Consider the following 18,352-nt stretch of genomic DNA (forward strand, 5'->3'; position numbering starts at 1 on the left):
AAAGCATCCCAAGCCCGCGCGGTGGTCCGCCATCCGCGGGTTTTTTGTACCCGATGGTCTTCGGCCCGGCCGAAGCAAATCCCAGCTACCGTTACCCGAGGTTACGCCAAGATATGTCGCCCAACGCGCCCGCCGACGACCAGCACGACGACATCATGTACCCCTCCGCCGTGCCGTTCCTTCTGGTCCATCTCGGCTGCATTGCGGCGATCTGGTCGGGCGTCACCTGGCAGGCCCTCGCGATCTGCGCCTCGCTGTACGTCGTGCGCATGTTCGGGGTCACGGCGGGCTACCACCGCTATTTCTCGCATCGGACTTATACGACCAGCCGGGTGTTTCAGTTCATCCTGGCCTTCACGGCGCAAAGCAGCGCGCAGAAGAGCGTGTTGTGGTGGGCGGCCAAGCATCGGCATCATCATTTGCATTCCGATACCGAACACGATGTGCATTCGCCGCGTCAGCGCGGCTTCCTGTACAGCCACGTCGGCTGGATTTTTTACCGGGAGCACGACACGACCGACCTCGTGAAGGTCGGCGATCTCACCGTCTATCCGGAGCTGGTGTGGCTGCATCGGCTGGAGCTCCTGCCGGCCGTTGCACTTGCGGTGCTCTGCTTCCTGGTGGCGGGGTGGTCGGGTCTGGTCGTCGGTTTCCTGTGGAGCACGGTGCTGCTCTACCACGCGACCTTCTGCATCAACTCGCTTGCCCATGTGCATGGACGCAAGCGCTACGTGACGGGCGACGATTCCCGAAACAACTGGCTACTGGCGTTGTTCACGCTCGGTGAAGGCTGGCACAACAATCACCACGCCTACCAGAGCAGCGTGCGACAGGGCTTTTGCTGGTGGGAAATCGACGTGACCTATTACGTCCTGACGGTCCTGTCCTGGTTCGGCGTGGTCTGGAACATGAAAGCGCCGCCCGAGCTGGTGCTGCGCAACGAGCAACCGCTCGGCGCACGCGTCATCAATCGCGCCGCCCGCGAGCTTGCCGGGCGGTTCGACGCACACGCGCTGGCGCACGCGATCTCATCGGCGCTGCACCGGGCCGATCTGACCCAGCTGCAGCTGCCAACGCTGCACGACATCTTGAATCGCGCCCATGAAGGTGTCGATGCGTTGACGCATCTGCATCTGCCGAAGATACCGACCCGCGACGAGTTTCTCGCCGAGGCCAGGGCGATGTTCGCGCGGACGCGATCGCTCAACGAGATCGTCGACCACGCCTACGAACACTTCCTGACGGCGGTTCGCGCAAAGCTCGCCACGGTGCGCTGAAGCTCGCGGCCATCGCTGGCGCGGCCAGACCGGGCTTGCTTGCGCAAGTCGAGCGCATAAAGCCAGCCGCCGGCCGCGACGAGCCCGGGAAGGACGAAGAGCGCGAAATCGCGGAGCAGGATCATGGCTCGAGTCCCGCTTTCGCGAAAATGACGGCGCGGTCGAGGGCGAACGAGGCCAGAAAATACAGCAGGCAACTGAGAAAGAATTTCCAGGACTCGCCGACCTGCCAATGCGGATAGAGCTCGACCTGCGTCGGCCATCGATTGAGGAATGCGATCGCCATCGGGATGTAGCCGCCGAACCGGTCGAACAGCGCGCTGGCGCGCTCCAGTAGCGCGATGCGCAGGTCGATCTCTTTGCGTTCGGCGTTGATCATGGTCGGACCCGTCGGCGCGGGAGGCGCCGTCACGACTTGGTCGCGCCGCGGATCGATCGGGTTCTACGGGGTCGGGCCGTTCTCGGGATGGTTATAGACGACGCCACAAAATCGATGGCCGCAGACGCGGAAATGGCAATCAGGATCGCCTGCGCAGCGGCCGTAGACGAAGCTGACAAAGGCCAGCACCGCGAATGTGGTCGCGCCGAGCAGCAGGCGGGTGGTGAGGTCCATGGTCGTTGGTGTCGGCGAACCGCGCGCCGGTTCGGAGGCAGGAACGCGAACGTATCCTGACAACGGCCTTCAAAAACCAAACCGCCCGCCTGCGGTGCGCAGGCGGGCGGCTCGGGGCCATCAGGACTTTGGGGGCATGCGCCTGAAGGCTTTGAGAGGTGTGAAGATCAACCCTGCGGCTGGTCGGTCGGCGGCGGGGTCGGACGCGTCTTGTGCTGGGCCATGAACTGGTCGAACTCGTCCTTGTCCTTGGCGTGGCGCAGACGGTCGAGGAAGTTCTTGAACTCGACCTGCTCCTCCTCGAGCCGGCGCAGCGTTTCGGAGCGGTACTCGTCGAAGGCGCGGTTGCCGGAGGACGGCGGGCCGAAGCCAAAGCCGCCGAAGCCGCGGCGCTCCATGCGGTCGCGCATGCGGTCCATCTTGTACTGCATCCGCTCCATCTTGTTCTGCCAGCGATCAGAGTTGCTCCAGCACGACATTCTTCTGCTCCCGAGTGTGAAAAAGAGAAGGGCGAGTCCGATCGGCCACCAGATGATGAAGCCGAGAATGGTCACGGCAATCCAGCCAGGATGCCAGGGCGTATCGAGCATGTGAGGCCGCTCATACGATCGATCTTGGTCCGAGGGGCCGCGCCAGCGATTGACATCAGCGGTGTAGGCCATTTCCCTTCTCCATCACGGCATCAGCGCCGTTGTGAATGTAAATAACATTTACATAGCTAGACAATCCCGCGATTTTGTCAAGCTGGCCGCCTGACACGCCCGCGTGATTATTTGCGTAACTTTATTTCGGCTTGCCCCAGGGTCCACCCGGCGGGACGCCAGAACCGGAGGATGCCTCCGGCGGCACCGGCGGCGGCTCGGCGCTCTTCGCCTGCGGCCTGCGGTCGGTCGGGAAACCGAGGCCGCGCAGATAGATCAGCACCTCGGCCTCCAGCAGTTCATCCGGCGACATCGGCAGTTTGCGGCGCGCGGCATCACCACGCGAGAACAGCGAGGCGACGCCATGCGCCATCGACCAGATGTGCAACGCCATCATCATCGCCGGCGGACGCGGCGTACCGGGCGAGGCGAGCGCCGCAAGACGCTCCGCAGCCGCGCGAATGACGTTAAAGGCGCGCTCGCTTGCGGCCTGAAGCGCCGGATTGGCATCGACAGGCAGGCCGGATTCGAACATCGCGTTGTAGAAGGCCGGCTCCTCGCGGGCGAAGGCGAGATAGGCCCGGCCGACGCGCTCGAACGCCGTGACGGTGTCGGGGCGGCCGTCATCCCAGGCTGCGGTGAGCCGCGATTCGAATTGCTCGAAACCGCGCTCGGCAATCGAGGACAGCAGCTCGTCGCGGTCGCGAAAATGCCGGTAGGGCGCCGCAGCGCTGACGCCGGCCATGCGTGCGGCGTCGGCAAAGGTGAAGCCGGCCGCACCCTTCTCGGCGATCAGCCCGAGGGCGGCCTGCAGAAGTGCTTCCTTCAGATTGCCGTGGTGATAGCCGCGCTCGGCGCGGCGCTGCTCCTTGCGCCAGCTCATGTGAACGATCTTTACATGAGCTGCGCATGAAGGTCACTAGCGGCCGCGGGGTTTGGTGAACCCGTACTTCCCCGTCATTCCGGGGCGGCTCGACAGAGCCGAACCCGGAATCTCGAGACTTCCGGGTTCGCGCTTGCGCGCTCCCCGGAATGAACAATGCTTGGGCCCTAACCGCCCGGGATCGGCAGCACCGGCATGATCTCGACGCGCTCGCCGGGGAAGATCGCGAAATGCGGGTGGTTCTCGAACATCTTGGCGGCCGCCTCATGCGAGGCGGCGCGAACGACCGTGAAGGCGCCCATCTCGTTGGCGATGTCGGCGATGCCCTTGGCATCGACCTTCTTGGTCTTGCCGAGCGGACCGCCCATCGCCTGGATCGCGCCCTGGTGCTTCTCGACCCAGCCCTTCCAGGCCGCCATGCCCTCCATCTCCTTCGCCTTGCGCTCGGCGTCGGACATCGCGTTCCACGCGGCCCATTTCGGACCGGTCTTGCTACCCAGGAAGACGGCGAGATAGGTGTCGTTGCTCATTGGTTTGCTCCCTTGTTGACGGATTGACGAAGCCGCGAAGTCTCGGCAGCGGCTAGTTCTTCAGGTTTTCGAAGCCGGCGGCTGCCGCCTGCACGTCGGGCGGAAAATCGCTCATCTCCTGGACCTGGCGGATCTCGATGATTTCGTTGGCGGAGGCCGGGCACTGCTTTGCCCAGGCAATCGCCTCCTCGCGCGAAGAGACCTCGATCATCCAGTAGCCGCCCAGCACTTCCTTGGCTTCCGCAAACGGGCCGTCGGTCACGACGGGAATGCCGGTCGAGAACGAGACGCGGGCGCCCATTGAGGGCGGATGCAGTCCGTCCAGCGTGATCAGCACGCCAGCATCCTTCAGCGCCTCGTTGTAGCGCATCATCGCGGCGACGCGTTCGGGATCGAGTTGCACGTCCGCCGGCGCGGTCTCATAGCCGAGCGGAATCATCAGCATCATGAATCGCATGCAGTGCCTCACTGAGGCAGGTGTTCTGTCACCCGCTCAGTTCCAAGACGAACGGCCGTCTCCGAGACCGACACGGCCGCGAAAATTATTTCGGACGCCATGGCTTGGAACTCGCGAGGCGGATGTAGGAGGCGGCCGCGCCCGCAACGCGGTCTGGAGGCGATCCATCAACGCGCCGCGCAAAATAATGCGAAATAACGACCCGTACAAATACGTGCGACCAATGAATTCCGCCGTGCATATGAATCCGGAACGTGTGCGCGCTGAGGGACATGGCTGGAACACGGCCAATGACGGAGCCGATGCGGTTCCCCGCAAGCGTTTACAGTTGCTCAAGAAGCACATGCAACTTTTCCGAACAATGCAGACGGTGTGGCGAATCTGCCGATTCGGGAACTTTGCGGAGCAAACGTGTTCAATTTTCAAAGCAAGAAGGTCAAACACGCGGTCGCAGAGGTCGAGGCGCTCGATCGGTCGCAGGCGGTGATCGAGTTCGGTCTCGACGGCACTATTCTCGATGCCAACGAAAACCTGCTGAAGATGAGCGGCTATTCGCTCGCGGAAATCAAAGGCAAGCACCACAGCATCTTCGTCAGCCCGACCGAGCGCGAGAGCGCGCGCTACCGTGATTTCTGGGCGAGCCTCAATCGCGGCGAGTTCCAGACCACGCAATACAAGCGGTTCGGCAAGAACGGCAAGGAAGTCTGGGTCCACGCCTCCTACGCGCCGCTGCGCGACGGGAACGGCAAGGTGGTCAGCTTCATCAAATTCGCCACCGACATCACGGCCTACAAGATCAAGACTATGGAGGACGCCGGCAAGATCGCCGCGGTCAACCGAGCCCAGGCCGTGATCGAATTCCAGATGGATGGCACCATCATCACCGCCAACGAAAACTTCCTCGGCGCGATGGGCTATACGCTCGACGAGATCAAGGGCAAGCATCACAGCATGTTCGTGACGCCGGAGGACCGCGCCAGCGCGGCCTATGGCGCGCTCTGGGCCAAGCTGAACCGCGGAGAGTTCGAAGCCGCCGAATTCAAGCGCATCGCCAAGGGCGGCCGCGAGATCTGGATTCTTGCCAGCTACAATCCGATCCTCGACGAGGCCGGCAAGCCGTTCAAGGTGGTGAAGTTCGCAACCGATATCACCGCACAGAAGATGAAGGCGGCCGACAATGACGGCCAGCTCGCCGCGATCCAGAAATCGCAGGCGGTAATCGAGTTCAACATGGACGGTACGATCCGTACCGCGAACCAGAATTTCCTGAAGGCGATGGGTTATTCCCTGGACGAGATCAAGGGCCAGCATCACTCGATGTTCGTCGAGCCTAACGAGAAGAACTCGCCAGCCTACCGCCAGTTCTGGGAAACACTCAACCGCGGCGAATTCCAGGCCGACGAATATAGACGCCTCGCCAAGGGCGGGCGTGAGATCTGGATCCAGGCATCCTACAACCCCATCTTCGATCTCAACGGCAAACCCTATAAGGTGGTGAAATACGCCACCGACGTCACTGCGCAGGTCATCGGCCGCAAGAAGGCCGACAATGCGCGCGGACTGATCGAGGCGGTCGCGGCCGGCAGCGAAGAGATGAGCGCATCGATCCGCGAGATCTCCGAGACCATGGCGAAGTCGCGCGAGAACTCCAAGGTCGCGACCACGAGGGTCGAAGCCGCCGACGGCCAGGCGCAGCGGCTGAACGCGGCCGCACAGGCCATGAGCGGGATCGTCGAGATGATCGCCGGCATCACCAGCCAGATCAATCTGCTGGCGCTCAACGCCACGATCGAATCGGCACGTGCGGGCGAAGCCGGACGGGGCTTCGCAGTGGTCGCCTCCGAGGTGAAGAACCTCGCCAACCAGGCCAAGCAGGCCACCGACACCATCACCTCAGAAATCGACGCGCTGAACACCATCTCGGGCGACGTCGCCAGCTCGCTCACCGCGATCAAGGCTGCGATCGCCGGCGTCAACGAGTTCATCGCCACCACAGCCGCCGCGGTCGAGGAGCAGAGCGCGGTGACCGCGGACATGTCGGCCAACATGCAGCGGGCGTCGGCGGAGCTGGCCTAGGCTCTCGTTCTATCGCAATCTCTGTCATCCTGAGCGCTCGCTCTCGCCACGGGGATCATTGCGAGCGCAGCGAAGCAATCCAGAATCCCTCCGCGGAAAGACTCTGGATTGCTTCGCTGCGCTCGCAATGACGAAGCAAGGGGCTAAATCGCCGTTCTCCCACTCGGGCCTTCCTCCTCTAAGCCAAAGCGCGGTAAAAGGAGCGCGTGTTCAAGCACGCCACCTTTCGACTCGAGGATAAGTCGCCCATGCCGCAAGCCCAGCCAAAGATCGCCCTCGTCACCGGAGCCGCGCGCGGTATCGGGCTTGCCACTGCGAAGAAGTTTCTCTCCGAAGGGTGGCGGGTGGCCCTGCTCGATATCGAGGGCGAGCTGCTTGCAAAGGCCGTCGCCGACATCGACAGGAGCGACGATACGCTGGCACTCGCCTGCGATGTCTCGGACGCGGCCGCGGTTGACGCCGCAGTGACCGCTGTCGGGCGGCGCTTCGGCCGGCTGGATGCGCTGGTCAACAATGCCGGCATTGCGGTGTTCGCGCCGTTGATGGAGACGTCGGAGGCCGACTGGCGCCGCGTGCTCGAGGTCAATCTCACCGGGCCGTTCCTCTCCACCAGAGCGGCCGTGCCGCTGATGCGCGAGGCCGACGGCGGCGCCATCGTCAATATCACCTCGATCTCGGCCGTGCGTGCTTCGACGCTTCGCTCGGCCTACGGCACCAGCAAGGCCGGGCTCGCGCATCTCACCAAGCAGCTCGCGGTCGAGCTCGCTGCGCTCAACATCCGCGTCAACGCGGTCGCGCCCGGGCCGGTCGACACGGCCATGGCAAAGCAGGTGCACACCAAGGAAATCCGCGCAGATTATCACGACGCCATCCCGCTCAACCGCTATGGACTGGAGGAGGAACTGGCGGAAGCGATTTACTTCCTGTGCTCGGAACGGGCGAGCTACATCACCGGTCAAATTTTGGCCGTCGATGGCGGCTTCGATGCCGCGGGCATCGGCCTGCCGACGTTGCGGGGGCAACGACGGAACGGGTAGGCACAGGATTTGTAGGGTGGGCAAAGGCGCAACGCGCCGTGCCCACCATCTCTGGATTTGCCGAGCAGATCGTGGGCACGCTACGCTTTGCCCACCCTACAAGATCGAATGTGTGGAGTGCACCATGCGACGCGTCACCTTCTTCAGTGCCCTGCTGCTCGCGACCGCCCTCCTCGCCGCCACGCCCGCCGCAGCCGAGATCCGCATCATCCAGAGCCCCGGCGGACAGGTCGGGCCGTTCCTTGATCTGTTCGAGAAGGTGCGCGCGAGCGGCGAGCGTGTCGTGATCGACGGTCCCTGCCTATCGGCCTGCACGCTGGTGCTCAGCATCGTACCGGGCGAACGCATTTGCGTCACCAGGCGCGCCGTGCTCGGTTTCCATGCCGCGCGTTCGGTCGACCGCCGCGGACGCTTCTATGCCGAGCCGGAAGCATCCGAAGCCGTGCTCGAAGCCTATCCCGGTCCGGTGCGTGACTGGATCAGCCGCCGCGGCGGCCTCACGTCTCGGTTGCTCTTGCTGAGGGGGCGCGATCTCGCCGCCATCTATCCTCGCTGCCGGTGAGGATCAGCGACCATCGGGTGCGGGTCATCGCTACCGCGAGAGTCCTCGCATAGGTCATTTCGTTCGCAGCATCGCTCGCGAACGGGCCAATGTTAGAACCTAGAAGAATCTCTCGATCGTTTGCGCCAGCTCCAGGCTCGCGCAAATGAGCATTCCCCACAGTGCAAAGTTGATTTGCAGCGCCGCCGCCATCGGTCGCTCCCTTCCGAGTTACGTCCACCCCAGTTTTTAAATTTATGAAGGAATTATTAGCGGATTCTCGCGTGAGGTGCACAGCCTATTATTACGCCAATTGTTGTGCATTGCGATCCGCTTCATTTCACGAAGCGGCCTCACTGCTCTCGCAATGTTGTGCGAATCGAAACTTCAGATTCAGCCTCGCCGACGGTGTCATTTCTTTTGGGTTCCATTTATTGGCGCGATGCAGAACGTCCTGCGCAGCTTTTGCCTGTCGCGTGGAGCACCGAAAGTCCGACACGATGCGACACATCTTCGTCTTGCTTAGTTTTTGCGCAGTGCTCGCGGGATGCGCGGCCGCGCCGGCGGCGGAGCGGCGACCAATCGCATGGGACGGGCTCGGCCAGGATCCGAATCGTCCTCATGCCACAAAGCGTCGCGTTGCCGTTCGCGCAGCGCCGGAGACTGATCCAAATCTCGAGAGGCAAAGGGTGCTGGCCACGTTGCGCCCTTATTCCGACGCATGGTGGGCCGTTCAGGACGAGATCGAGGCTGAGAACGACAGGCAGCTCGGCTCGAAGCTCGTGATCTGCCGCAGCTGCGTGACACAGAAGCCGAACGAAGAGACGACAGGATCGATCCGTTGACATGCGCCCTCCTCTCTCGCGGCGAAGGAGAGAGGAAGGCGCGGCGATCAGTGGAACGATACTCTTACATTCCCTCGGCCGGGCAATTCACCATCCAGGGGATACCGAACTTGTCGACGCACATGCCGAAGCCCTTGGCCCAAAACGTCTTGGTGAAGGGCATGGTCACGGTTCCACCTTCGGCGAGCGCGTTGAACTTGCGCTCTCCGTCCGCAGGATCCGCCACCGTGAGCGAGATCGAAAAGCCCTGCGGCTTTTGAACATGCTCGGGCGGCGCGTCGGAGGCCATCAGGACGCTGCCGCCGGGCAGCGACATCCGCGCATGCATGATCATGTTTTCACGTCCGGGTGACGGGCCCATATCGGCGGGCGCTTCGCTCGCGCGCATCATCATCTCGATCTTGCCGCCCAAGACCTTGGCGTAATGGTTGAACGCAGCTTCGCAAGTGTCCTGATAGAACAGATAGGGATTGAGCATCGCTTCTCTCCTCTTCGTTTCTTTGGCGATGGTGGGTTACTTCTCGGTGAGCTTCTTCAGGCTGGCGAGGCCGACCTCGAAGTCCTTGCCGATCATGGTGTCCATGTTGACGAAGACCTGCATCACCTTGGACATGAAGGAGGCCGGACCGTACATCGCCCATGTGACCAGCGTAGCATCGCCTTGCGGCACAAACGTGAACTCGGCGGTGTTGTGCCCCTCGAAAGGACGCTCGAAATCGAGCTTGATGCGGAGCTTCGACGGCGTGTTCGCCTCGAGGATCTCCATATGGCCGGCGCCGACATTGTTGTTGCCGTCCCAGGCATAGGTCGCGCCCTTCCCTGAGGCGGCGCCGTTGTAGGTACGCTTCATGGCGGGATCGCGATTCTCGTAGGGCGACCAGTTGGTCCAGAAGTGGAAATCGGCGACCAGCGGATAGATCGCATCGGCCGGCGCCTTCAGCGCGAGCGACCGTTCGACACGGAACGTGTCGGGCTTTGTGAGGGCGAAGACGAGGATGCCCGCGATCCCGACCGCGAGCACGATAGCGATAATGGCAACAGCTTTCAGCATGATTGGCTCCCTTGATACGGGATTAAGACGAAGGGGGCGGATGGGAGCCGACAAATGGGGAGCGATTTTTTTATCGTCATTCCGGGGCGGTCCGCAGGACCGAATCCGGAATCTCGAGATTCCGGGTTCGATGCTTCGCATCGCCCCGGAATGACAGGCGCCCTATTTCGCCTTCGCACTCTGCCGCGTACCGCCATTGGCACCCTTCGGCTGGCTATCACGGATCAGCCGATCGATGTGCATGCGGATGTGGGCGGCTTCAGCAGAGGTGTTGGCGAGCGCGATGGCGCGGTCGAAGGCGACGCGCGCTTCGTCGTTGCGGCCGAGTTGCATCAAAAAGGCACCGCGCACGCCGTAGAAATGGAAGTAGTTGGCCAGCTTCGGTGCCAGCGGCTCGATCAGATCGAGCGCGGCCTGAGGCCCGCGCACCTTGGCGACCGCGACCGCCCGGTTGAGCGTCACGACCGGCGAAGGCTGCACGACTTCAAGCGCGCCGTAGAGCAGGTCGATCTGGGTCCAGTCGGTCTCGTCGGGCGTCGCCGCGCGTGCATGCAGCGCCGCGATCGCGGCCTGGATCTGGTAGGGCCCGCTGCGGCGGTGACGCATGGCCTTGTCGATCAAGGCGAGGCCTTCCGCGATCATAGTGCCGTTCCACGACGCGCGGTTCTGGTCCTCCAGCAGGATGAGCGATCCATCTTCGGCAAAGCGCGCGGCACTGCGGGCGTGCTGCAACAGGATCAGCGCCGTCAGCCCCATGATCTCGGGTTCGCTCGGGAACAGGCGCAGCAACAGGCGCGCCAGACGGATCGCTTCCTCGCAGAGCGGCTTGCGGATCTCCGCGGTATCGCCGCTCGCCGAATAGCCCTCGTTGAAGATCAAATAGATCATCGCGGCGACACCGGCGAGCCGCTCGGAGCGCTCGATCGCACCGGGCGTCTCGAACGGCGTCCCCGCGTCCGCGACCTTGGCCTTGGCGCGGGTGATGCGCTGCTCCATCGCGGCTTCCGAGACCAGGAAAGCGCGCGCGATCTGCTTCACGGTGAGACCGGAGACGATGCGCAGCGCCAGCGCGATCTGCTGCGTCGCCGGCAATTGCGGATGGCAGCAGATGAACATCAACCGCAAGATGTCGTCGCGATAGTGCGAGCCGTCGAGACGCTCGGCGAGCGCGCCTTCGGCGTCGTCGAGATCGGAGATCGCCTGATCGTCCTCCGGCAGCGGCTGCTGCTTGCGGGTGCGGCGAACCTCGTCGATGGCGACGTTGCGGCCGACCATGATCAGCCAGGCCGCGGGATCGCGCGGCGGCCCATTCTGCCGCCAGCTCTTGAGCGCGCGCAGGCAGGCGTTCTGGAAGGCTTCTTCAGCCGTATCGAGATCGCGGAAATAGCGCAGCAGCGCGCCGACGGCCTGGGGGCGCGCCGAGCTCAGCGCGGTCTCGATCCAGCCAGTGTCGGCCTCGTTCACGCCGAAATTCCTCCTGGCCTGAATACGCCGACAGGGCGCACCTCATAGGCGCCGCCGGGATTGGCAGCGCCGAGATCGCGCGCGACGTCGAGCGCCTCGTCGAGGTTCTTGCAGTCGACGATGTAAAAGCCCAGCAGCTGCTCCTTGGTCTCGGCATAGGGACCATCGAGCACCAGCGGCGGGTCTTCCTTGCGCAAGGTCGCCGCCGCAGTGGTCGGCAGCAACCGCGCCACCGGGCCGAGCCGGCCCTGGCTCGTGAGCTTGTCCTGCACCACGGCGAGCTTTTTCATCACGGCCTCGTCCTGGTCCTTGCTCCAGGAGCCGACGAAGTCCTCGTCATGATAGCAAAGGATCGCATAGAGCATGGGCGGCACCTTCCAGGAACGCTTGTTTTGAAGACGATCCACTATGCCTCGCCCCGACAGGGCTGCGGAAAAAATTTGCGAGAAAAATCCGCCGGATCGTGCCAAGGAGGGCTAACAAAAGCGGAACCTTATGAGGCACTTCGAATGACCATGGGCACCCTGGCCGTCCTGATCAACAGCACGCAGCAGAACTGGCTGCCCGAGCGCTGGAAGGCCCGGTTCGATGCGGTCTGCAACGGTCGGCCCGTGGTGCTGTTGCCCGATTCCGGGCTCGATCCGGCAAAGGTGCACTATGCCGCGGTGTGGAAGCCGGCGCCGGGCGATCTCAAGACGTTACCGAACCTGCGCGCGATCTTCAATCTTGGCGCCGGCGTCGATGCACTGATGGCGGACAAGAGCCTGCCCGACGTGCCGCTGGTGCGCGTCGCCGTGCCCGACCTCACCAACCGCATGACCGAATATGTCGTGCTGCACGTGCTGATGCACCACCGTCAGGAGCTCTATTTGCGCGACTCGCAGCGCGCAAAGCGCTGGGAGCCGAAATATCAATGGCCGGCGAGCGCGGTCACGGTCGGCGTCATGGGCCTCGGCACGTTGGGTGCCGACGCGGCCGACGTGTTGCGCCGGCTCGGCTTCCGCGTCGTTGGCTGGAGCCGCAGCCCGCGCAGCGTCCCGGGCGTGGAGTGCTTCCACGGAACCGCCGGGATGGATGCGTTCCTGCGCCAGACCGACATCCTGGTGTCGCTGCTGCCGCTCACGCCTGACACCAACGGCATTCTCAACCGGGAGGTCTTCACCAAGCTCAACCGCACGAGCCCGCTCGGTGCGCCGGTGCTGATCAATGCCGGCCGCGGCGGCTTGCAGAATGAGGCGGACATCCTGGCCTGTCTCGACGACGGCACGCTGGGCGCCGCCTCGCTCGACGTTTTCGTGCAGGAACCGCAGCCCGCGGACAGCCGGTTCTGGACCCATCCCAAGGTGGTGCTGACCCCGCATAACGCCGCCGACACCGATGCGGACGCGATCTCGGCCTATGTCGCCGAACAGATCGCGCGGTTCGAGGCCGGAAGTGCACTGGAAAATGTGGTGGATCGGGTGAGGGGGTATTAGGGCGTCGAGATTATCGCGAACGCCGGCACCCTATATTCAGTGTGGCCATGGCGTTGCCGACGCCACCCCGCATCGACGGTATCCCGTTCACGCTCTTTTAGCGAGAAGTTGATAAGCCTTGTTAATCAACGCTCAACAAACGAGTCGGATATGCGAACGAGCCTCGGCCTCAGGATGCGGATCACGGTTGCGCTGGCGCTGACGGCGGCGGCGACCGCGCTGATTGCCGTGCTCGGCGCCATGTGGATCATCGCTGGGATCATCGACCGCGCCGACCAGCGCGAATTGCGCAGCCATTATGATGCGCTGCTGTCGCGCATTGCCGAAGAGTCCCATCGTGCCGCCGCCATGAGCGCGGTCGTGGCCGCGATCCCGGCGACGCAGGAGGCGATGGCCAAGCAGGATCGCGACGCCCTGGTGCGCCTGTTCGGGCCGGTGTTCGCGGCGACCAAGTCGGAGTACGGCGTCGAGCAGTTCCAGTTCCATACGCCGCGGGCGACCTCCTTCCTGCGCGTGCACCAGGTGGCGAAGTTCGGCGACGATCTCTCGAGCTTCCGCAAGACCGTCGTCGACGCCAATCAGGAGCACAAGGTCGTGGTCGGCCTCGAAGGCGGCGTTGCCGGGCTCGGCATCCGCGGCGTGGTGCCGATCGCGCAAGCGGGCAAGCATCTCGGCTCGGTGGAATTCGGTCTCACTTTCGGTCAGTCCTTTCTCGACGATTTCAAGGCCAATCGCCATGTCGACATCGCTTTCCATCTCGCCGATGGCGCGGGCTTCAAACTGTTTGGCGGCACCCTGAAGGGCGCGAGCTTCTTCGATGCCGCCGATTACGGCCGCGCCACCAATGGCGACTTTACGGTACGGCAGTCGAAACTCGACACCAGGCCGGTCGCCGCTCTGCTCGGACCGATCAAGGACTTCTCCGGAAAGCCACTCGGCGCTGTCGAGCTGGTGATGGACAACGCCGATTACGTGGCTTCCGCCGACCGCGCCTGGATGCTCGCGATCGGCATCGCCGCGCTCGGACTGGTCCTCGCCGCCATCGTCGGCTATCTCATCGCCCGCGGCATCTCGCGGCCGATCCTCTCCATCACCAGCGTGATGCGTGAGCTCGCCGATGGCCGGCTCGACGTCGCCGTTCCCGAAAGCCGGGCGAATGACGAAGTTGGCGCGATGGTAAAGGCGGTCGCGGTGTTCCGCGATAATGCCGTCAATTTCAGCAAGCTCCAGGCCGGTCAACTCGAAGCCAAAGCACAATCCGAGGCGGAGAAACGGCGCGCCTTCGCCGCGCTTGCCGACAATTTCGAGGCCAGCATCCGCGACGTCGTCACCACGGTCTCCTCGGCCGCGGTCGAGATGGAACACACCGCACGCTCGATGTCCGCCATCGTCGACCAGTCGCGCAATCAGACTCGCGCGGTGTCGTCGGCTTCGGCGCTCGCCTCGGAGAACGTGCAGACGGTTGCGGCTGCCGCGGAGGAATTGTCCTCGTCGATGACCGAGATCAGCCGCCGCCTCGCGCATGCGACGCAGGTGGTGGGCAAGGCCGCGAGCGACGGACAGGCGTCGAATGCGCGCGTCCAGAGCCTCGCAGATGCCGCGCAGAAGATCGGCGACGTCGTCTCCTTCATCAATGGGATTGCCGGCCAGACCAATCTGCTGGCGCTGAATGCAACGATCGAGGCGGCGCGCGCGGGCGAAGCCGGCCGCGGCTTCGCGGTGGTCGCCTCCGAGGTCAAGGCGCTCGCGACCCAGACCGCAAAGGCGACTGAGGAAATCGGCGCACAGGTGACAGCCGTCCAGGGCGAAACATCAGGTGCGGTCGAAGGCATCCAGTCGATCTGCGCGACGATCCGCGAAGTCGACGAAATCTCGGCCGCGATCGCGGCCGCCGTCGGCCAGCAGGGCACCGCGACGCAGGAAATCGCACAGAACGTCCAGCAGGCCGCCGCCCGCACCGGCGAGGTGTCGCAAAATATCGCCGGCGTCACCGACGGCATCGCAGCAACCGGCACGGCTGCGGAAGAAGTGCTGGTCTCGGCGGTCGAGCTGTCGAAACAGTCGCAGCGCCTGCGCGATGAGGTGGATCGCTTCCTCGCGCAGATCCGCGCGGCGTAGTTCGAGGCGGGGTCGCGCGACACCCGCAGCGTGTCGTCCTGGCGAAAGCCAGGACCCGTCACCCCAAGAGGTCATTGCAGCGCGAAGCTGTTCACTCCGAGTCTTCGCCAAACAGCATTCGGTGGTTATGGGTCCTGGCCTTCGCCAGGACAACGATGAGGAGATAGGTTGCGCCACACGCTCACCGATGTCGCGACGACAGCCTAACCCTTAGACCCCACCATCACGTCGATCGCGCCCTTGACGATCGCTTCCAGCTCCTTGCGCGGCACGCGCGCGCGGGAGCGGATGGCGATGGTGTGGATGGTGGCGGAGGCGAGTTGCGCCAGCGCAGCGGGATCAGCGCTCGCGGATAGCTCGCCCTGCTCCTTGGCGCGACGGAAGCAATTGGCAAACGCCTTGTCGAGGTCGGTGAGCCCCTCCAGTACCATGGCGCGAATCTCCGGATCGGCCACCGCTTCCGATGCGGCCGTCACCACGGTGAAGCAGCCGCGCGGGCCGGTATCGCCCGAGAGATAGATGTTCAATGCGGCCGCATAGATGCGCTCCAGCCGCTGGCGCAGCGGCATCTCCTGGCGGAAGATCTCGACCATCGATGCCCGGGCGTCCTCGCGGTAGCGCTGGTAGCTCTTGATGTAGAGCTCACGCTTGTCGCCGAAGGCGCCGTACAGGCTCGGCCGGTTCATGCCGGTGGCTTGGCTGAGATCGTCGAGCGACGTCGCGGCAAAGCCCTGTTTGCGGAAGAGATCGAGCGCCTTGCCCAGCGCGATGTCGGGTTCATAGGCGCGCGGCCGGCCGCGGCGCTTGGTTTCGCCGCGGCGCTCGGGGCGCTCTGGTTCTTTGGCACCAGCTGGCAGTTTCGATTTTTGTACCATTTCGCAAATTAATCCTTGACCCGCCCCATATTATGCAAGATGGTACAAAAATCAATCTGGCCAGGTTGAGCGACACTCACAAGAGGAATTGCCAAGGAGGCCCACGATGGATCTTTATTTCTCGCCCCTCGCCTGCTCGATGGCGACGCGCGTCGCGCTCTATGAGGCCGGCGCTGATGCGAATTATCTCGAAGTCGATTCCCCGACCAAGACGGTGCTGAAGGACGGCTCCGACTTCCGCGCTGTGAACCCGATCGGCCTGGTGCCAACGCTGCGCACCGACGAGGGCGTGGTGCTGACCGAGAACGCGGCGATCCTGCAATACGTCGCCGACCGCTTCCCGCAATCCGGCCTCGGCGCGGCTGAAGGCATCGATCGTACGCGGTTGCATCAATGGCTCTGCTTCATTGGCACCGAGCTGCACAAGGGCCTGTTCATCCCCGTGCTCGACCGCAAGGCGCCGCAGGAGACCAAGGCCTACGCGCTGGAGAAGAACCTGTCACGGCTCGACTATCTCGACAACTACCTGAAAGGTCGCGAGTTCCTGCTCGAGCATTTCAGCGTGGCGGACGCCTATCTCGTCACTGTCATCAACTGGACCATGGCGACGCCGCCGATCGAGCTTTCGAAATGGCCGAATGTGAAGGCGTATTACGAGCGCCTGCGCCAGCGGCCGTCGATCGCCAGGGCGGTCGCGGAAGAGTTCGAGCTGTACAAGGCCGAGCAGGCACGGAGGAAGGCGGCGGCGTAAGCCCAGAGCATCAAGACCTCGTCCCGGCCATCAAGGCCGGGACGATTTTGTTCGTGCCTCAGCGCGCGTAGCCATAGACCGCGGCCGCATTGTCAACGGAGACGAGCCCGCTCTCGACATCCGCCTTTACCGCGGCGCGATCACGCTCCGTGGGCGCGCCGATGCCGGCGCCGCCGGGCGTCATCACCACCAGCCGGTCATCAGGCGGTACCTGCTGAAAGCCTTTTCCGCGCAGCTTCTTGCCGGACTTCAAGCCGACATAGCCGGCCTCGCCATTATTGCCGCCATCGCGGCCGCGTGGCGGATGATCGATGCGGTCGAACGCTGCGAGAATGTCGAAGGGCGCATCGACGCCGCTGCCGACCTCGATGATCTGGCCGAGACCGCCGCGGGTGCGCCCTGCCCCGCCAGAGTCGGGACGCAGCTCCTTGCGCCAGAAGATCAGCGGCGTCTGCGTCTCCGCGATCTCGACCGGCGTGCCGCGCACGCCGCTGGGATAAGCGGTCGCCGACAGCCCGTCCTTGGCAAAGCGCGCACCGGTGCCGCCGTTGGACGTCACCGCCATCGAGAACCCGTAATTGCCGCCGACGCCGCTGCGCGTCTGGCCGCGCACGTTGAGATTCCACAGGCACGACGTGCCTTCGGCGGGCACGCGCTCGGGAATGATTTGGCGCAGGCAGCCGAACACCACATCGGGCAGCATCTGGCCGATGACGTGCCGCGAGGCGACCGGCGCTGGCTTCGGCGCGTTGAGAATAGCCCCCGCAGGCGCCGACACCGTCAGCGGCGAGAGCGAGCCGGCATTGTTCGGGATCTGCGAGGCGACGACGCAGCCGAGCCCGAACACGGTATAGGCCGTGGTGTAGGACAAGGGCACGTTGATGCCGAACTTCGACGCGGCGGAGGTGCCGTCGAAATCGACATGGATGCCTTGGTCGGAGATCGTCAGCGTCGCCGCGAGCGTCACCGGCGCGTCGTAGCCGTCGACGACCATGCTGTTGCGCCAGCTGCCCTTCGGCAGCTTGGCGATCTCGGCGAGCACGGCCTCGCGCGAGCGGTCGCAGATGTAGTCGCCGAGCTCGTCGAGCGTGTCGATGCCGAACTCGGTCATCATCTCGACCAAGCGTTCGCAGCCGACGTCGTTGCAGCCGGCGAGCGAATAGGTGTCGCCTTCGGTATCGATGGGCAGGCGCGTGTTGGTGCGGATCATCGCCATCAGCGTCTCGTTGACGACGCCCTGGTCGATCAGCTTCAGCATGGGGATGTAGAGCCCCTCCATGAACACGTCGGTGGCATCAGGGCCGAAGCCGATGCCGCCGATGTCCATCAGATGGCTGGTGCAGGAGAACAGCGCGACGATCTTGCCGTCCTTGAAGCAGGGCGTGGTGACGACGAAATCGTTGAGATGGCCGGTGCCCATCCAGGGATCATTGGTGATGTAGGCATCGCCCTCTTTCATCGTCTCGAGCGGGAAATGCGCGATGAAGTGCTTGACCGATTCCGCCATCGAGTTGACATGGCCGGGCGTGCCGGTCACGGCCTGCGCCAGCATCCGCCCCTTGAGGTCGAACACGCCGGCCGAGAGGTCGCCGCATTCGCGCACGATCGGGCTGAACGCGGTGCGCAGCAGCACCTGGGCCTGCTCCTCGACCACCGCGATCAGCCGGTGCCACATGATCTGAAGGTCGATCAGGCTCGCGCTGTTTGCCTTGCTCATG

At 63.9% G+C, this 18,352-nt stretch carries 20 protein-coding genes; 8 read left to right on the forward strand and 12 right to left on the reverse strand.

Annotated features, from left to right (window positions below):
• Positions 1 to 113 precede the first annotated feature (113 nt).
• Positions 114 to 1,277, forward strand: a complete 1,164-nt coding sequence (locus Q0687_RS21170; protein WP_298880799.1) for an acyl-CoA desaturase — start codon at positions 114 to 116, stop codon at positions 1,275 to 1,277.
• A 121-nt stretch (positions 1,278 to 1,398) separates the two neighbouring features.
• Here Q0687_RS21170 and Q0687_RS21175 read toward each other — a convergent pair whose 3' ends face one another.
• The 6 genes from Q0687_RS21175 to Q0687_RS21200 form a co-directional block, all read right to left on the reverse strand.
• A complete protein-coding gene (locus Q0687_RS21175) occupies positions 1,399 to 1,656 on the reverse strand; it encodes a hypothetical protein (protein WP_298880801.1) in 258 nt (85 codons plus the stop codon).
• Positions 1,657 to 1,719: 63 nt separating this feature from the next.
• Positions 1,720 to 1,890 (reverse strand): hypothetical protein, encoded by a 171-nt coding sequence (locus tag Q0687_RS21180; RefSeq protein WP_298880804.1) that lies wholly within the window; start codon positions 1,888 to 1,890, stop codon positions 1,720 to 1,722.
• A 167-nt stretch (positions 1,891 to 2,057) separates the two neighbouring features.
• Positions 2,058 to 2,552 (reverse strand): DUF2852 domain-containing protein, encoded by a 495-nt coding sequence (locus Q0687_RS21185; protein ID WP_298880806.1) that lies wholly within the window; start codon positions 2,550 to 2,552, stop codon positions 2,058 to 2,060.
• Between the two features lie 121 nt (positions 2,553 to 2,673).
• Complete coding sequence (locus Q0687_RS21190; RefSeq protein ID WP_298880809.1) at positions 2,674 to 3,414, reverse strand: TetR/AcrR family transcriptional regulator; 741 nt, start codon at positions 3,412 to 3,414, stop codon at positions 2,674 to 2,676.
• A 167-nt stretch (positions 3,415 to 3,581) separates the two neighbouring features.
• On the reverse strand, positions 3,582 to 3,944 hold the full coding sequence (locus Q0687_RS21195; RefSeq protein WP_298880812.1) for a hypothetical protein: 363 nt from the start codon (positions 3,942 to 3,944) through the stop codon (positions 3,582 to 3,584).
• 52 nt (positions 3,945 to 3,996) lie between these two features.
• Positions 3,997 to 4,401 carry a YciI family protein gene (locus Q0687_RS21200; RefSeq protein WP_298880813.1) on the reverse strand — a complete coding sequence of 135 codons (405 nt, stop codon included), beginning with the start codon at positions 4,399 to 4,401 and terminating at the stop codon, positions 3,997 to 3,999.
• A gap of 411 nt (positions 4,402 to 4,812) precedes the next feature.
• Between Q0687_RS21200 and Q0687_RS21205 the strand changes: the two genes are divergently transcribed.
• The 4 genes from Q0687_RS21205 to Q0687_RS21220 all read left to right on the forward strand — a co-directional run bounded on the left by Q0687_RS21205 (position 4,813) and on the right by Q0687_RS21220 (position 8,900).
• Complete coding sequence (locus Q0687_RS21205) at positions 4,813 to 6,477, forward strand: PAS domain-containing methyl-accepting chemotaxis protein (protein ID WP_298880815.1); 1,665 nt, start codon at positions 4,813 to 4,815, stop codon at positions 6,475 to 6,477.
• Between the two features lie 248 nt (positions 6,478 to 6,725).
• A complete protein-coding gene (locus Q0687_RS21210) occupies positions 6,726 to 7,514 on the forward strand; it encodes an SDR family oxidoreductase (protein WP_298880817.1) in 789 nt (262 codons plus the stop codon).
• Between the two features lie 124 nt (positions 7,515 to 7,638).
• Positions 7,639 to 8,076 carry a hypothetical protein gene (locus Q0687_RS21215; protein ID WP_298880820.1) on the forward strand — a complete coding sequence of 146 codons (438 nt, stop codon included), beginning with the start codon at positions 7,639 to 7,641 and terminating at the stop codon, positions 8,074 to 8,076.
• Between the two features lie 479 nt (positions 8,077 to 8,555).
• Positions 8,556 to 8,900, forward strand: a complete 345-nt coding sequence (locus tag Q0687_RS21220) for a hypothetical protein (protein ID WP_298881271.1) — start codon at positions 8,556 to 8,558, stop codon at positions 8,898 to 8,900.
• Positions 8,901 to 8,964: 64 nt separating this feature from the next.
• Here Q0687_RS21220 and Q0687_RS21225 read toward each other — a convergent pair whose 3' ends face one another.
• The 4 genes from Q0687_RS21225 to Q0687_RS21240 all read right to left on the reverse strand — a co-directional run bounded on the left by Q0687_RS21225 (position 8,965) and on the right by Q0687_RS21240 (position 11,780).
• The gene (locus Q0687_RS21225) at positions 8,965 to 9,378 is read right to left on the reverse strand and encodes a VOC family protein (RefSeq protein ID WP_298880822.1); all 414 of its coding nucleotides are present in this window, start codon (positions 9,376 to 9,378) and stop codon (positions 8,965 to 8,967) included.
• Between the two features lie 36 nt (positions 9,379 to 9,414).
• The gene (locus Q0687_RS21230; protein ID WP_298880824.1) at positions 9,415 to 9,951 is read right to left on the reverse strand and encodes an SRPBCC family protein; all 537 of its coding nucleotides are present in this window, start codon (positions 9,949 to 9,951) and stop codon (positions 9,415 to 9,417) included.
• 162 nt (positions 9,952 to 10,113) lie between these two features.
• Positions 10,114 to 11,415 (reverse strand): RNA polymerase sigma factor, encoded by a 1,302-nt coding sequence (locus tag Q0687_RS21235; RefSeq protein WP_298880827.1) that lies wholly within the window; start codon positions 11,413 to 11,415, stop codon positions 10,114 to 10,116.
• Positions 11,412 to 11,780 (reverse strand): YciI family protein, encoded by a 369-nt coding sequence (locus Q0687_RS21240; protein WP_128949852.1) that lies wholly within the window; start codon positions 11,778 to 11,780, stop codon positions 11,412 to 11,414. Before Q0687_RS21240 ends, Q0687_RS21235 begins: the two co-directional genes overlap by 4 nt.
• Before the next feature lie 144 nt (positions 11,781 to 11,924).
• Between Q0687_RS21240 and Q0687_RS21245 the strand changes: the two genes are divergently transcribed.
• Together Q0687_RS21245 and Q0687_RS21250 are read left to right on the forward strand one after the other, a co-directional pair.
• Positions 11,925 to 12,890: a glyoxylate/hydroxypyruvate reductase A gene (locus Q0687_RS21245; protein WP_298880829.1), complete on the forward strand. Its 966-nt coding sequence runs from the start codon at positions 11,925 to 11,927 to the stop codon at positions 12,888 to 12,890.
• A gap of 150 nt (positions 12,891 to 13,040) precedes the next feature.
• Entirely contained in the window at positions 13,041 to 15,008 is a 1,968-nt protein-coding gene (locus tag Q0687_RS21250) for a methyl-accepting chemotaxis protein (RefSeq protein WP_298880831.1), read from the forward strand.
• 203 nt (positions 15,009 to 15,211) lie between these two features.
• On the opposite strand, the gene Q0687_RS21255 is transcribed toward Q0687_RS21250, so the two are convergent.
• Entirely contained in the window at positions 15,212 to 15,883 is a 672-nt protein-coding gene (locus Q0687_RS21255; RefSeq protein WP_298880833.1) for a TetR/AcrR family transcriptional regulator, read from the reverse strand.
• A 106-nt stretch (positions 15,884 to 15,989) separates the two neighbouring features.
• On the opposite strand from Q0687_RS21255, the gene Q0687_RS21260 reads away from it, so the two are divergent.
• Entirely contained in the window at positions 15,990 to 16,634 is a 645-nt protein-coding gene (locus tag Q0687_RS21260) for a glutathione binding-like protein (protein ID WP_298880835.1), read from the forward strand.
• Between the two features lie 58 nt (positions 16,635 to 16,692).
• Here the strand turns inward: Q0687_RS21260 and Q0687_RS21265 are convergent, their stop codons facing one another.
• A complete protein-coding gene (locus Q0687_RS21265; protein ID WP_298880837.1) occupies positions 16,693 to 18,351 on the reverse strand; it encodes a hydantoinase B/oxoprolinase family protein in 1,659 nt (552 codons plus the stop codon).
• Position 18,352: the final 1 nt, after the last annotated feature.

The organism is uncultured Bradyrhizobium sp. (genome assembly GCF_936928535.1).
Taxonomy (GTDB): Bacteria; Pseudomonadota; Alphaproteobacteria; order Rhizobiales; family Xanthobacteraceae; genus Bradyrhizobium.

Excerpts from the sequence above, each read along its gene's own strand:
- Q0687_RS21180 (WP_298880804.1), bottom strand. The coding sequence starts at position 1,890 with ATGGACCTCACCACCCGCCTGCTGCTCGGCGCGACCACATTCGCGGTG.
- Q0687_RS21210 (WP_298880817.1), top strand. The coding sequence starts at position 6,726 with ATGCCGCAAGCCCAGCCAAAGATCGCCCTCGTCACCGGAGCCGCGCGC.
- Q0687_RS21260 (WP_298880835.1), top strand. The coding sequence starts at position 15,990 with ATGGATCTTTATTTCTCGCCCCTCGCCTGCTCGATGGCGACGCGCGTC.
- Q0687_RS21230 (WP_298880824.1), bottom strand. The coding sequence starts at position 9,951 with ATGCTGAAAGCTGTTGCCATTATCGCTATCGTGCTCGCGGTCGGGATC.
- Q0687_RS21220 (WP_298881271.1), top strand. The coding sequence starts at position 8,556 with ATGCGACACATCTTCGTCTTGCTTAGTTTTTGCGCAGTGCTCGCGGGA.
- Q0687_RS21170 (WP_298880799.1), top strand. The coding sequence starts at position 114 with ATGTCGCCCAACGCGCCCGCCGACGACCAGCACGACGACATCATGTAC.
- Q0687_RS21250 (WP_298880831.1), top strand. The coding sequence starts at position 13,041 with ATGCGAACGAGCCTCGGCCTCAGGATGCGGATCACGGTTGCGCTGGCG.
- Q0687_RS21255 (WP_298880833.1), bottom strand. The coding sequence starts at position 15,883 with ATGGTACAAAAATCGAAACTGCCAGCTGGTGCCAAAGAACCAGAGCGC.
- Q0687_RS21200 (WP_298880813.1), bottom strand. The coding sequence starts at position 4,401 with ATGCGATTCATGATGCTGATGATTCCGCTCGGCTATGAGACCGCGCCG.
- Q0687_RS21265 (WP_298880837.1), bottom strand. The coding sequence starts at position 18,351 with ATGAGCAAGGCAAACAGCGCGAGCCTGATCGACCTTCAGATCATGTGG.
- Q0687_RS21215 (WP_298880820.1), top strand. The coding sequence starts at position 7,639 with ATGCGACGCGTCACCTTCTTCAGTGCCCTGCTGCTCGCGACCGCCCTC.
- Q0687_RS21225 (WP_298880822.1), bottom strand. The coding sequence starts at position 9,378 with ATGCTCAATCCCTATCTGTTCTATCAGGACACTTGCGAAGCTGCGTTC.
- Q0687_RS21245 (WP_298880829.1), top strand. The coding sequence starts at position 11,925 with ATGACCATGGGCACCCTGGCCGTCCTGATCAACAGCACGCAGCAGAAC.
- Q0687_RS21190 (WP_298880809.1), bottom strand. The coding sequence starts at position 3,414 with ATGAGCTGGCGCAAGGAGCAGCGCCGCGCCGAGCGCGGCTATCACCAC.
- Q0687_RS21175 (WP_298880801.1), bottom strand. The coding sequence starts at position 1,656 with ATGATCAACGCCGAACGCAAAGAGATCGACCTGCGCATCGCGCTACTG.
- Q0687_RS21240 (WP_128949852.1), bottom strand. The coding sequence starts at position 11,780 with ATGCTCTATGCGATCCTTTGCTATCATGACGAGGACTTCGTCGGCTCC.
- Q0687_RS21185 (WP_298880806.1), bottom strand. The coding sequence starts at position 2,552 with ATGGCCTACACCGCTGATGTCAATCGCTGGCGCGGCCCCTCGGACCAA.
- Q0687_RS21195 (WP_298880812.1), bottom strand. The coding sequence starts at position 3,944 with ATGAGCAACGACACCTATCTCGCCGTCTTCCTGGGTAGCAAGACCGGT.